Origin of the sequence: Paenibacillus sp. PK3_47 (assembly GCF_023520895.1) — a bacterium.
GTDB lineage: Bacteria > Bacillota > Bacilli > Paenibacillales > Paenibacillaceae > Paenibacillus_AQ.
In genome coordinates, this window is the sequence record NZ_CP026029.1 from 5,667,530 (window position 1) to 5,680,252 (window position 12,723).

At 51.7% G+C, this 12,723-nt stretch carries 16 protein-coding genes; 11 read left to right on the forward strand and 5 right to left on the reverse strand.

Annotated elements, in window-relative coordinates; translation table 11 throughout:
* The 3 genes from C2I18_RS24635 to C2I18_RS24645 all read left to right on the forward strand — a co-directional run bounded on the left by C2I18_RS24635 (position 1) and on the right by C2I18_RS24645 (position 1,887).
* Complete coding sequence (locus tag C2I18_RS24635; RefSeq protein ID WP_249898351.1) at positions 1-669, forward strand: amino acid ABC transporter permease; 669 nt, start codon at positions 1-3, stop codon at positions 667-669.
* 12 nt (positions 670-681) lie between these two features.
* Positions 682-1,434, forward strand: coding sequence for an amino acid ABC transporter ATP-binding protein (locus tag C2I18_RS24640; protein ID WP_249898352.1), 753 nt, complete (start codon positions 682-684; stop codon positions 1,432-1,434).
* Between the two features lie 177 nt (positions 1,435-1,611).
* Entirely contained in the window at positions 1,612-1,887 is a 276-nt protein-coding gene (locus C2I18_RS24645; protein WP_249898353.1) for a hypothetical protein, read from the forward strand.
* A gap of 7 nt (positions 1,888-1,894) precedes the next feature.
* On the opposite strand, the gene C2I18_RS24650 is transcribed toward C2I18_RS24645, so the two are convergent.
* Both C2I18_RS24650 and C2I18_RS24655 read right to left on the reverse strand, forming a co-directional pair.
* Positions 1,895-2,254: a hypothetical protein gene (locus C2I18_RS24650; RefSeq protein WP_249898354.1), complete on the reverse strand. Its 360-nt coding sequence runs from the start codon at positions 2,252-2,254 to the stop codon at positions 1,895-1,897.
* A gap of 125 nt (positions 2,255-2,379) precedes the next feature.
* Complete coding sequence (locus C2I18_RS24655; protein ID WP_249898355.1) at positions 2,380-3,054, reverse strand: S-layer homology domain-containing protein; 675 nt, start codon at positions 3,052-3,054, stop codon at positions 2,380-2,382.
* Positions 3,055-3,342: 288 nt separating this feature from the next.
* On the opposite strand from C2I18_RS24655, the gene C2I18_RS24660 reads away from it, so the two are divergent.
* Complete coding sequence (locus C2I18_RS24660) at positions 3,343-3,816, forward strand: Fur family transcriptional regulator (RefSeq protein WP_249898356.1); 474 nt, start codon at positions 3,343-3,345, stop codon at positions 3,814-3,816.
* A 79-nt stretch (positions 3,817-3,895) separates the two neighbouring features.
* On the opposite strand, the gene C2I18_RS24665 is transcribed toward C2I18_RS24660, so the two are convergent.
* Positions 3,896-4,447, reverse strand: a complete 552-nt coding sequence (locus C2I18_RS24665; protein WP_249898357.1) for a hypothetical protein — start codon at positions 4,445-4,447, stop codon at positions 3,896-3,898.
* Between the two features lie 99 nt (positions 4,448-4,546).
* Between C2I18_RS24665 and C2I18_RS24670 the strand changes: the two genes are divergently transcribed.
* Positions 4,547-5,137 (forward strand): TetR/AcrR family transcriptional regulator, encoded by a 591-nt coding sequence (locus C2I18_RS24670; RefSeq protein ID WP_249898358.1) that lies wholly within the window; start codon positions 4,547-4,549, stop codon positions 5,135-5,137.
* Positions 5,138-5,656: 519 nt separating this feature from the next.
* On the opposite strand, the gene C2I18_RS24675 is transcribed toward C2I18_RS24670, so the two are convergent.
* Complete coding sequence (locus C2I18_RS24675) at positions 5,657-6,337, reverse strand: TIGR00266 family protein (protein WP_249898359.1); 681 nt, start codon at positions 6,335-6,337, stop codon at positions 5,657-5,659.
* A gap of 60 nt (positions 6,338-6,397) precedes the next feature.
* On the opposite strand from C2I18_RS24675, the gene C2I18_RS24680 reads away from it, so the two are divergent.
* Complete coding sequence (locus C2I18_RS24680) at positions 6,398-6,610, forward strand: hypothetical protein (RefSeq protein WP_249898360.1); 213 nt, start codon at positions 6,398-6,400, stop codon at positions 6,608-6,610.
* A 16-nt stretch (positions 6,611-6,626) separates the two neighbouring features.
* On the opposite strand, the gene C2I18_RS24685 is transcribed toward C2I18_RS24680, so the two are convergent.
* Positions 6,627-7,445, reverse strand: a complete 819-nt coding sequence (locus C2I18_RS24685; RefSeq protein WP_249898361.1) for an AraC family transcriptional regulator — start codon at positions 7,443-7,445, stop codon at positions 6,627-6,629.
* Between the two features lie 303 nt (positions 7,446-7,748).
* Between C2I18_RS24685 and C2I18_RS24690 the strand changes: the two genes are divergently transcribed.
* The 5 genes from C2I18_RS24690 to C2I18_RS24710 are packed head-to-tail and all read left to right on the forward strand — an operon-like array spanning position 7,749 to position 12,712.
* Positions 7,749-8,516, forward strand: a complete 768-nt coding sequence (locus C2I18_RS24690; protein ID WP_249898362.1) for a sugar phosphate isomerase/epimerase family protein — start codon at positions 7,749-7,751, stop codon at positions 8,514-8,516.
* The gene (locus tag C2I18_RS24695; RefSeq protein ID WP_249898363.1) at positions 8,509-9,606 is read left to right on the forward strand and encodes a Gfo/Idh/MocA family protein; all 1,098 of its coding nucleotides are present in this window, start codon (positions 8,509-8,511) and stop codon (positions 9,604-9,606) included. The genes C2I18_RS24690 and C2I18_RS24695 overlap by 8 nt, the downstream gene beginning before the upstream one ends.
* 45 nt (positions 9,607-9,651) lie before the next feature.
* Positions 9,652-10,758, forward strand: a complete 1,107-nt coding sequence (locus C2I18_RS24700) for a Gfo/Idh/MocA family oxidoreductase (RefSeq protein ID WP_249898364.1) — start codon at positions 9,652-9,654, stop codon at positions 10,756-10,758.
* Positions 10,758-11,726 carry a sugar phosphate isomerase/epimerase family protein gene (locus tag C2I18_RS24705; protein ID WP_249898365.1) on the forward strand — a complete coding sequence of 323 codons (969 nt, stop codon included), beginning with the start codon at positions 10,758-10,760 and terminating at the stop codon, positions 11,724-11,726. Before C2I18_RS24700 ends, C2I18_RS24705 begins: the two co-directional genes overlap by 1 nt.
* Complete coding sequence (locus C2I18_RS24710) at positions 11,714-12,712, forward strand: phosphotransferase family protein (RefSeq protein ID WP_249898366.1); 999 nt, start codon at positions 11,714-11,716, stop codon at positions 12,710-12,712. The genes C2I18_RS24705 and C2I18_RS24710 overlap by 13 nt, the downstream gene beginning before the upstream one ends.
* The last annotated feature ends 11 nt before the right edge of the window (positions 12,713-12,723 follow it).

Below are 12,723 nucleotides of genomic sequence, written 5' to 3' on the forward strand. Positions count from 1 at the left end.
ATGGATGACCGACAAATTCAAATATTTATAGATTCACTGCTGCCGCTGTTCAAAGCCGGGGTGGCTTTTACGATTCCGCTTGCCCTTGTATCCTTTGTGCTGGGGCTGCTGCTGGCTGTTCTTACTGCACTCGTACGGCTTTCTTCCTGGACCATTCCGAAGCTGATCGCAAGATTTTATGTTTGGGTGATCCGGGGAACTCCTTTGCTGGTACAGCTTTTTATTATTTTCTATGGCCTTCCGTCAGCGGGCATTATACTGGATCCTTTTATCGCCGCTGTGATCGGCTTTACGCTTAGTGTGGGCGCATACGGCTCCGAGATTGTGCGGGCTGCGATCCTGTCGATACATAAAGGCCAATGGGAAGCGGCATTTTCCGTCGGGATGACCCGGGGGCAGGCACTGCGGAGGGTTATTTTGCCGCAAGCTGCGCGTGTATCCGTACCGCCGCTGTCGAACTCTTTTATCAGTCTGGTAAAAGATACGTCACTCGCAGCCAGCATTACCTATGTGGAAATGTTCAGAAAGGCCCAGCAGATCGCAGCTACTACTTACGAACCTCTTCTGGTCTATTCTGCTGCTGCGCTGTTCTACCTGCTGTTCTGCTCCGTGCTGTCTGTGCTGCAAAATTACCTGGAGAAACGGCTGGGCCGTTACTCGGCCAGTTAAGGAGGAACTCTTTTGATCGAAATACGTGACTTGCACAAATCCTTCGGCCCGCTGCAGGTATTAAAAGGTGTAGATCTGCGGATGGAGCATGACAAGGTGCTGGTAATCATCGGCCCTTCCGGATCCGGCAAAACAACGCTGCTGCGCTGCTTCAATCTGCTAGAGGTTCCTGACAAAGGGAGCATTTCGCTGGCCGGCCTTCATATCGATTTTACGCCCGGAGGCAAAATTCCGCAGAAAACCGTACTGTCTCTCCGCCAGAAAACCGGAATGGTGTTCCAGTCGTACAACCTGTTCCCGCATATGACTGCGCTTGGCAATGTGATGGAGGGACAGGTTACTGTCCAGAAGCGTTCAAAGGAGGATGCCCGCAAACGGGGGCTCGAGCTGCTGGCCAAGGTAGGCCTTGCTGACAAGGCGGATGCATACCCTCATCAGCTGTCGGGGGGACAGCAGCAGCGTGTGGCAATTGCCAGAGCCATGGCGGTGGAGCCGGAGGTACTGCTGTTCGATGAGCCGACGTCCGCGCTGGATCCCGAGCTGGTAGGTGAAGTGCTGAAGGTCATCAAGCAGCTTGCCGCTGAAGGCATGACGATGGTGATTGTTACCCATGAGATGAAATTTGCCGCAGATGTGGCGGACCGGATCATCCTGATGGATAACGGCGTGATTCTGGAGCAGGGCACACCGCAGCAGGTGCTGGTTGAGACCACGAACCCGCGGGCCCGGCAGTTTCTCAACCTCCTGAGCGGGGAAGAGGAGTAGGTTATAGCTTTAACAATAGAACTTGTTTCCTATGATCTGTGTAACCGCCCCTGAAGTCTCAATGGATAAGCCGGACAACCATTGAGAACAGGGGCGTTTTTTGTGTGAAAAATGTCATTGGGCTGATATAATATGGAAAACGGAGGAAAAAGTGATGAGAATACCACAGGAGGCGTGATGAAAAAACCTATTTTTCAGGCGTTAATGACAGGTCTGATTTTCGTGGCTGCATATTATGCGTTTCAAGTCGTGCAAGGCATGTATCTCACTTATACCCATGTGGTTCCCGGTTTGGCCGGGCAGTATGCGTCTGCTGTTCCTTTGCCGAAAAAGATATCTTTTGGAGCGGGCAGCAGCCCTGCGTGGAGAGTTGTGGAATTTAGCGGTTTGATGCTGCTTGGAATCATTGTATATTACACCGGCAGGACAGTGAGAAGGAAGAAATCGAAATAAGGCCCCTTTATTCCTGTTCGCCCATGGCCTGAACGGCCAGCTCCAACGCTTTAATTCTTCTTTCCAATAAAGTTTTTTGCGGGCTTCCGGCCTTTGACTTGGCATAGCTGCTCTCAACGGATGGGAGTAAATCTGTAATAACTTTGCGGGCTTTGGCCAAATCAGACGGTGTATAGGAATGCTGAACCTGTTCCCAGACCTTTTGCAGCACAGCCAAACTGACCTGAACAGCCTGGAGCCGTTTGTTCACCAGAGTGGTATTTGCACCATTCCGGGTCATTTGGGATAAGGCGTTTTCAAGCTTGCGTAACGTCGATTGCAGTGCTTTTACGGATTCCTGCTTAACTTCATTGGATACGTTTTCCACACCGGTACCATCCTTTCTTTTTAACAGGGTATCATTCCGCCAACCATAAAACAACGGCAGTCCGGGACCCGTTACTTGTCCATGGCTGCCGTTGTTTCTGCGTAAATAGGCTGCAAAAATGCTGCTTAGTTAGCAGGTCCCTTGTCACTTGCCGAATGGAGATACTCCAGCGCATTATACAGCATCACTGCTGCTTCAGCCCGTGTGATCTCACTTTTGGGACTAAAATTGCCTTTGGCATCCAGCGAATTGATCCCGTATTTTAACGAACGCTGGATGCTGCCCTGGTAGGAGATGTCCATCGCAGCTTCATCGGCGATATCGGCAGGAACGATGTTAATCATCGGCAGATTGCCGGCCTTTTCCACCGCCTGCACCAGCAGGTTCGTAAAAAGCTCCTTGGTCATGGGCTTGGAAGGATCGATGTCAGCAGGGATCTTGATGCCGTTGTAATGGGCATTAACGAACGCTTCCGCATACCAGGCATTGTCCTTCACCTTGCTGAAGGTGTCACTGGCCAGCGGGGCCTTGTTGAAATCGATGGCTGCAAGAGTCAGCTGGAGGCCGCCGGTGATGAACTGCAGGCCTTGGGCTGTTGTTACTTTGGAGGCAGGCATAAACTGGGTATCGGATATGCCTTTGATAAGCCCCTGCTCCTTAAGGGAGATAATTTTGTCTTTGCCGGTAACATTGCCGATATCCTTAAAGCTGCTGCCGGCAGCGAACATGGGACCTCCCAGCGAGAAGGAGAGCAGCGACACTGACGTGATTGCGGCAAATGCGGTTTTTTTCATGTTCATGGGAATTCCACCTCTTAAGTAGGGTTGGCCGTTTGGCGTTGATCAATTCCATTGACGCAGCAAAATGTGGAAATGTTGCGGGCTATTTTATTATCTTATTGTAAAGTTGCCATGTCAAAAATATATCCCTATGCAAATTGCTCCGGTCTGCTGGGATTCTCGGCCCGGGATGTTATAATGAGAGAGATACTTTTCATTTTCAGTTCATTTTGTTATGCTTATATCGTAAAGATTACTATTAATGGACAGGAAATGACGTTATTCTTATACAATCGAGGTGGAGAGCCCATGGACCCTATTGCGAATATCGGCCAGCAGTTTGCCGCGCATAACTATAAATTAACCCCCCAGAGGGAAGCTATTGTCAAAGTCCTGCTGGATAATGAGGAAGAACACCTAAGTGTGGAAGATGTATATATGCGGGTGAAGAACAGCTACCCACATCTGGGCTTGGCGACTGTCTACCGGACGCTTGAACTGTTGTGTGAACTGCACATTGTCGAAAAAATGAATTTCGGTGACGGGGTTGCCCGTTACGATCTCCGCGGGACGGATCATGCGCATATGCATCATCATCTCATCTGTAATGTATGCGGCCGGCTGGAGGAGATCAAGGATGACTGGCTGCTTGACCTGGAGAGACGGCTGGAGCGGGAATACGGCTTCAACGTTACGGATCACAGGCTGGACTTCAAAGGCACCTTCAATACCTGCAAGCGGCATGGCTGTAAGGGAGACAGGAAGGATAAGGCGGTGTCATAAGTCGTATAAACGGATGGACGCAATAAAGACGCAGAGCGGGTGTTGCCGCTCTGCGTCTTTTTGTCGGGCGGATGCATGCTTACTGGTCCTTGTTAACTGTGCCTTTAGCCTGCTTGGGCCAAATGATGTAGCTGATGCTGATTACCGCATCAATGCCAACGATAATGGACCAGACTCTGATCGTATCCTGCAAAGTGCCGGTCCGCGCAGCATCCCCTGTGATTGCAATCATGCCATAGAGCAGGCCTACCCCTATGGAAAAAGCTAGCAGATGCAGCAGCCAGCCGGTCCATTCATAGCGGCCGCGTTCTGCCCCGTACTTGGGACGGGCAGGAGGCCGGGGCCCGCCGGCAAAGCGGTAGGCAAACCTTGCGTCGGCCCAGGCAATCATCCGGTGACCCCAGGCTACGGATACGCCGATATAGATCGCGGCAAGACTGTGGGAGAAATCAGCTGTAGCTCCGTTCCGCAGATCAATGATAGAAGCGGCGATAAGCACCAGGTCAATTAAAGGAGTACAATACAGCAGGACCGCTCCGAGCTTCTTCATTCTGAGGATATAACGGCTGGTTAGGCCTGCCAGCACGAATACCCAAAAGGCAATTTCACAGCCGATAATAAAAAATGCCATTTCCTGACCCCCTGAATTAAATAATACAACTGTATTAAAATAACTGCTGCAAGTGTATCACGGTTCAACATGCTTTTTCAACTATGATATACTCTTTATATGCCTAAATTAGTGAATCATGAGGAAAGACGCAGACAATTAGCAGAAGCAGCCTGGCGGATTATCCGCCGCGAGGGAATGGAAGGCGTATCTGTCCGGAGTGTCGCCCAGGAGGCCGGCATGTCGCTCGGCTCGCTGCGCCATTATTTTGACACCCAGTCTGAGCTGCTTGCTTTTTCAATGAAAATGGTCTCGGATCAGGTCAACGCCAGAATGGAAGCCCTTGAATTTACGGATCATCCGGTAGAAGACATCGAACGTTTTATCGGGGAGCTGATGCCGCTCGATGACGAGCGGCATACCGAAGCGGAAGTGTGGCTGGCTTTCTCGGTAAAAGCCGTTACGGTCCCGGAGCTGCAGAAGCTGCAGGAGGAAGTACATAGTGCACTATATGAAGGCTTCACCAAAGCGATTTATTATCTGGCGGCCCGCGGAATGTTAAAGGAGGGAGTGGACCAGCGGGCTGAAGCAATGAAACTGCATGCGCTCGTGGACGGGCTGGTGCTGCATCATACCACCCGGCCGGAGCAGGTATCACGTGAGGATATAGCCGGTCTGGTGTCGTCCCATGTGCGGAGTCTGCTGCAATAACAAACATGCTGCCATGCGGATAGGAGCAGAGCAGCTTCAGGCCGTTGAGGAAGCCTCGATAACCTTTTTTATCTGATTTTGATTTCATACGGCACCGCCTTAATTATTGACGGCTCTAACCCATCACCTCACGCGCAGGAAGATATTAATTCCATGGAAAGGCTAATGCTAACGGACCCCAGATCCGTTATTTTGCGCCAGAGGTGTGTTTTGGAATCCTAACGGACCCCAGATCCGTTATTACGTCCGAAAGGGCTTAATGTACCCTTCATTTAGCAGAATAAAGGAACTACGGTCCGTTAGCGATGTAAAGGGAGCGATTATCGGCAAGTAACGGACGCAGTGTCCGTTAGCATGCAAAAGTTAACTTGCGAAAGAGGACAAGTCATCTAACGGATGCAGCGTCCGCAGATATGGAAACACAGCAAAGAAACCCAAGACCATTAAATGATCTGGGTTTCTCAGCACGCTGAAGCTGCCATGCGTATACGAGCATGGCAGCTTTGTCATCCGGCAGGCTTAAGGGCGGCTGGGCACAAACGATCTGATCCAGGTGCCGAAGCTCCCGGGATTGCGGGTCTGCACGAGCACCACGCCTTCGCCGCGGAACCGGCAGACAAGGGCCTCGCCGCTGGTCAGGCTGTTCAGCCAGCCGGAGGCTGCTTTTTCCACCTTATAGTCCATATAATCCGGCCAGGCGACCAGATGCCCGTTGTCGATAATCATTTCTTCGCCCGGACCGAGATTAATCGCATGGATGGCCCCGAAGGAGGAGAGGAACACGGTTCCTTTGCCGCTGATCTCGATTATGAAGAACCCTTCGCCGGAGAATAGGCCGCGGGTAAGATTCTGCATTTTGGTGTTGACCTGGATGCCCTGCGTGCCGGCGAGAAAGCCGTCTTTTTGCACAAACAGCCTGTACGATCCGTCAAGCTCAATAGCCTGAATATCCCCGATCGCTCCCGGTGAGAGCAGCACTTCGCTTTCCCTCCGGACAGCAGTCAGCTCCTGGAAGAAAAATTTCTCCCCGCTGAGCATCCGCCCAAGCCCGCGCATCAGTCCGCCGTCCACTGTTCCTCTGAGCTCCACATCGGGAGACATGGCAACCATGGCCCCCATCTCTGCTTTGACGCCTTCGCCCGGATTCAGGTGCACTTTAAGCATGGCAAAAGCCCCATCATATAGAATCTCATATCTCATTGAATTATTCCTCCCGTATGATAAAATTTAAATATACTTTTGAAAAGGAGTGCTGCCATAATGGCAAGAACAAAAACGCAAAAGGCGCTGCAGAAAGCAGAGCGTTCCGGAACCTGGTGCGCCGCCATGAACCGGAGATCCAATGAAGACTATGGCGCTATTTCACAGCATGTACGCATAACCCCGGGCAAGGTTCAGAAACTGAATAAGGTCAAACACAAGGAGCGGATCTTTCAGGATGGCGCTCCTTTTCATATGCTGAGAGGGGCTTGACACTGTACAGACCGTTTTATTTCTGTTCTCTGCTATGTACGCGGTATTCTTTGGGCGACATGCCGTACCTGCTCCTGAAAATGCGGTGGAAATAAGTGTAGTTGGCGAAGCCGCAGGTTTCGGAGACATGCTCCAGCGGCATAGGGCTGAAGGTGATGCGCTCGCGGGCCATTTCCAGTCTCACATCATTTACATATTTGACAATGCTTGTCCCGAAGGCCTCTTTAAAGAGATGAACAGCCCGGGAGACCGAAATATCGACATGTGCGGCCACATCCTCCAGCCGGAAAGAAACTGCGGCATGCTCTTCGACATACTGCTTCATGCGGTAAGCAAGATAACCCTTTGGCGTAATCACCGGCTGCTCTATCATCAGCCTGTCAATTTCCATACATATAATCTGCAGGTAACAAGACGAAATCTCCGGTGAGGAATCGGACAAGCGGCGCTGCTCCAGCACAAGCTGGCGGAACAGGCTGAGAAAATTATCGCTCATCGGCAGACGGAGCAGGGCGGGACGCTGCTTCCGGTTCCACCATTCCTCGATCCAAGGTCCTCCGCAAAAAATATGATAGTCCCCGCTTTCAATCCGCGGCTTGCCGACGGGGTAGTTCTCTTTTTCGATACTCAAGTAGTAGGGATCCTGCGGTGCGAACAGCATAAGGTCACCGGCTTCGACCGGAGCAATTGCTCCGTCAATCCGGGTCCGGCTGCGCCCTTCCGTCTGCAGACGGAGCAGGTAATTCTGGACGCCGTCATTGCGTGACATCTGAAACGGTTTGCGGTGAAATGAGAATCCGGCTGTGTATACTTGGCAGGTATTGGTAGATTGCATAGTTCCTCCTGAACGGTATAAATGATAATCAGATTGTTCATGTTTTAATCATATTATTCATTTTATTATATACGCTTTCATATTACCATGTACTCAGGCAAACACATATAAGCGATAAAGAGAAGGCTGCATTGCGGCTCTAATAGCTACATAGGCGGGAATGGGCAGGCAGGGGACGGGATATCCGCATATTGGGAGATTTTCACATTGCAGCCCTTTTGTTCAGGTGTAAACCCGAACTGGCCGGTGGGCGGTTCAGCAGGCACTGCAGGTTAACTCTTATCCATTAGGAGTGAGAAAAATATGTTGAAGATTGGTCTACAGCTCTATACGCTCCGGGAAGAACTGGAACAGGATTTCGAAGGCACGCTTCGCAAGGTAGCAGAGCTGGGGTATGCCGGAGTGGAATTTTTCCACTTTTTTGGCCGGACCGCAGACGAAGTAAAGGAACTGCTCCGGGAAACCGGACTGGTTGCTCTTGGAGCTCATCGTCCGTATGATGCCATGCTTAACGATACGGAACAGGAAATCAGCTACAATCTGGCCATCGGCAACCGCAACGTGATCATTCCATTCCTGACTGAAGAACAGCGCAACTGGGAAGAAGTAGCCGCGAACCTGCGGATTATCGGTGAGAAATGCAAAGCGCAGGGCGCAGTGCTTTCTTATCATAACCATGACTTTGAATTTACTGAGCATTATGGAGAGCGTACAGCTTTTGACGGGATTTTTGAAGAAGTGCCGGCCGATCTGCTTCAGGTGGAGCTGGACACGTGCTGGGTACACTTCGCAGGTTATGACCCTGTAGAATACATTAATAAATACGCAGGACGCCTGCCGATCATTCACCTGAAGGATTTGAAAAAACGTGAAGACGGTTCTCCGGAGACTGTGGTGCTTGGAGAAGGGGAAATCAATCTTGCCGCCATTCTGGAAGCTGCAGCTGCTGCAGGCGTGGAATGGGCGGTCGTAGAGCAGGATTACTGCAGCCGTTCACCGCTTGAGAGTGTAAGTGACAGCATGAAATGGGTTAAAACATATGCCAATCAAGGAGGAAAAGTTAATGTCTAAGAAATTCAAAATTGCAATCATCGGCTGCGGAGGTATCGCAAACGGTAAACATATGCCAAGCTTGTCCCGTCAGGAAAATGCTGAAATGGTGGCATTCTGTGACATCGTGGAGGAACGCGCCCAAGAGGCTGCTGAGAAGTACGGCGCTGAGGGAGCGGCAGTTTATACGGATTTCCGTGAACTTCTGGCAGCCGGCGGATTTGACATTGTGCATGTATGTACGCCAAATGACAGCCACTCCGAAATTACTGTTGCCGCGCTTGAGGCCGGCAATCACGTAATGTGCGAGAAGCCAATGGCCAAGACTACGGCACAGGCTCAAGAAATGCTGGAAGCAGCACGCCGTACCGGCAAAAAGCTGTCGATTGCTTACCAGAACCGTTTCCGTGCGGACAGCGAGTATCTCAAAGGTCTCTGCGAAGGCGGAGAACTGGGCGATATTTACTATGGCAAGGCCATTGCACTTCGCCGCCGCGCCGTTCCTACATGGGGCGTATTCCTGGATGAAGAGAAGCAAGGCGGCGGACCGCTTATTGATATCGGAACCCATGCGCTTGATCTGACGCTGTGGCTGATGGACAACTACAAACCGCGTATGGTAGTCGGATCGACCTTCCATAAGCTTGGACAACGCAAAAATGCGGCCAATGCCTTCGGTCCTTGGGATCCGGAACAATTCAAGGTGGAAGATTCCGCATTCGGCTTCATTACTATGGAGAACGGTGCGACAATCTCGCTGGAATCCAGCTGGGCGCTGAACGTCTCCGAATTCGGCGAAGCCAAAACGCTTCTCGCCGGTACAGAAGGCGGTGCGGATATGAAGGACGGACTTCGTCTGAACGGCGAACGCGCCGGCCGCCTGTACGAAACCAAGGTGGATCTCTCTTCCGGCGGCGTAGCCTTCTACAGCGGGGCTGCGGAGTCTGAAGCGGACCGTGAAGCACGGCTCTGGCTGGAAGCGATCAGAGATGACAAGGATCCTGTCGTTCTGCCTGAACAGGCCCTGGTTGTAACCCAAATTCTTGAGGCTGTATATGAATCGGCCCGCACAGGCCGCGCAGTTTATTTTGACGGAAGCTCGGACAACTAAGCGTATACTACACGCACACATATAGAAACAGGAGTGGAAAACACGATGAGTTCAAACAAACATTCCATTGTCATCGTCGGTTATGGCGGTATGGGAAGCTATCACGCCCAATTGATTGGGGAAAATGATCATGTGGAAGTGGCCGGTACATTCGATCTTCTGGAGGATCGCCGCAATGCCTCTGCAAAGGCGGGATACAAAGCGTACGCAAGCTATGAGGAAGTTCTTGCTGATCCTGCGGTTGAAGTCGTACTGATTGCTACGCCGAACGATGTGCACAAGGACATCGCTGTCCGTGCCCTGAAGGCAGGCAAACATGTCATTTGCGAGAAGCCGGTCGCTATGTCGTCGGAAGAACTGAAGGAAATGATGGCGGCAGCGGATAAAGCCGGACGTGTGCTGATGGTCCACCAGAACAGACGCTGGGATGAGGACTTCCGTGTGATTAAGCAAATGTACGAATCGGAAACGGTAGGCTCCCTGTTCCAGATTGAGTCCCGTGTGCACGGGGCAAACGGCATTCCAGGCGACTGGCGCCATGTCAAAGCCCAAGGCGGAGGCATGCTGCTGGACTGGGGCGTGCATTTGCTGGATCAGCTCCTGTTCATGATTGACAGCAAGGTTGTCAGTGTAAGCAGCAATCTGAGCTATATTCTCGGCAATGATGTCGATGACGGCTTCGAAGCCATCCTTCTGTTCGAAAATGGCATCAAGGCCATTGTAGAGGTTGGAACCACCAACTTTATTACACTGCCAAGATGGTATGTGAAAGGGATTGAGGGCTCGGCCATTATTGAAGACTGGTCTCTGAACGGAAGAATAGTCACCCGTAACCATGCGAGTGAGCGCCGTGAGCCTACTCCAATCCGTGCAGGAGTCGGCTTGACCAAGACGATGGCCCCGCCGTCTGAAGGCTCAACCATTACTGCAGCGCTGCCGCCGGCGGCCGAACTGCCGGACAGCTTCTACAATAACTTCGCCGCTGTAATTGAAGGCAAGGCGGAGCCGATTGTGAAGAACAGTGAAGTGCTGCGCGTTCAGAACCTGATCGAAGCGATTTTTGCTGCTGCCGAGAACAATGCGGTCATTAAAGATTTTGATACCTACGAGGATTTAAAACCGGTACAATCTATAGGAGAGGCGGTTAAGTAATGAAACTTGGAGTATTTATGGTGCTTTTCGGCGGTCGTAAGCTGGAGGATGCGCTGGATTATGTAGTTTCCAAAGGGCTGAAGGCAGTAGAAATCGGAACGGGCGGCAATCCGGGCAACAGTCACTGTGATCCGAAGCTCCTGCTTGAGAATGAAGCTGCACTTAAGGAGTTCAAGCATGCTGTAGAATCCCGCGGACTGATGATCAGCGCGCTGAGCTGCCATGGTAATCCGCTGCATCCGCAAAAGGAGCTGGCCCGCAAGGATCACGAGGATTTTGTGAACTCGGTCAAGCTCGCCCAGAAGCTTGGCGTACAGGTTGTAAATACCTTTTCGGGCTGTCCGGGTGACCATGAGGATGCCAAATATCCGAACTGGCCGGTTGCACCCTGGCCGAATGATTACCAGGAAATTCTAACCTGGCAGTGGGAGAATAAAGTTATTCCATACTGGAAGGAAATGGGCGCTTTTGCAACAGAACATGATGTGAAGATCGGCCTGGAGCTGCATGGAGGGTTCTCCGTGCACACCCCTGGAACGCTGCTGCGCCTGAGAGAAGCTGCCGGTGAGGCCATCGGGGCCAACCTGGATCCGAGCCACATGTGGTGGCAGGGGATTGATCCGGTGCAGGCGATCCATATCCTCGGACGTCAAGGAGCGATTCATCATTTCCATGCCAAAGACACGGTCATTGATCCGGTGAATGTAAATATGCACGGATTGACGGATATGCAGTCTTATACAAATATGCTTGACCGTGCCTGGCAGTTCCGTTCGGTGGGCTACGGCCATGACGTGAAGACCTGGGCTGATATTATCAGCGCGCTGCGTCTGGTGGGCTACGACTACGTTGTTAGCATCGAGCACGAAGACGGTCTGATGTCTGTTGAAGAAGGCTTCTCCAAAGCTGTTGATAATCTCCGCCAGGTACTGATCGAGGAACCGCTGGCAGACATGTGGTGGGTCTAACCCTGATGGACAGCTTCACCAAAGTCCAACTGGATGAACGGCAGCTGGGACTTCTGGTCTCGGCTGCTTTCGGTGAGGATACAGCTGTAATCTCCGGCACAGAGCTGACCGGCGGCTACTTTAATACAGCCTATGACCTCGAATTAAGCGACGGCCGGTCTGTAATCCTTAAGATTGCCCCTGCAGCAGAGACGGAAATGCTGAGCTATGAGAAGGACATCATGCGCGCAGAAGTCGAAGCGCTGGAGCTGGTGGCAGACATAGGCGGTATTCCTGTACCTGAGGTCTACAGTTACGACGAGAGTCTGCGGCTGATCTCTTCGCCCTACTTCTTTATGGAGAAGATTGAGGGGCAGCCGTACAGTGAAGTGAAGGAAAGCCTGTCCCCGGAGGAGCGGTCATCCATTGAGCACCAGATTGGACGCTACCAGCGGCTGATTAATGAGATCAAAGGCAGCGGCTTCGGGTTGTTCGGACAGAGTCCGGCAGAAACGGGACAGTCTTGGCGCGCTACGTTTACCTCCCTGATGAACAGGCTGCTTGCCGATGCCGCATGGCTAGGCGTAACGCTTCCTGCTGCGCAGGAGGAAATCAGGCGGGTATTGGAGCGGTATTATTCCGCATTGGATGAGGTTACGGAGCCCCGGCTCATACATTGGGATCTGTGGAACGGCAACGTGTTTGTAAAGGACGGAAGGGTCATCTCGATTATAGACTGGGAACGGGCATTGTGGGGGGACGTTCTGCTGGAATACTACTTCCGGCATTTCGAGAATTCGCAGGCTTTTTATGCGGGCTACGGGGCAGACTTTGACAGCCCGAATGAGCGGCTGCGCAAAAAGCTGTATGACCTGTATCTGGATCTGATCCTGGTGATTGAATGCTATTCCAGACAATACAAGGACGAAAATCATGTGCGCTGGACGGCTGATAATCTTGCACGGGGCTGGGAATCGTTCACTGCTGACAGTGAGGCTATACGATAGGACACAGAAGA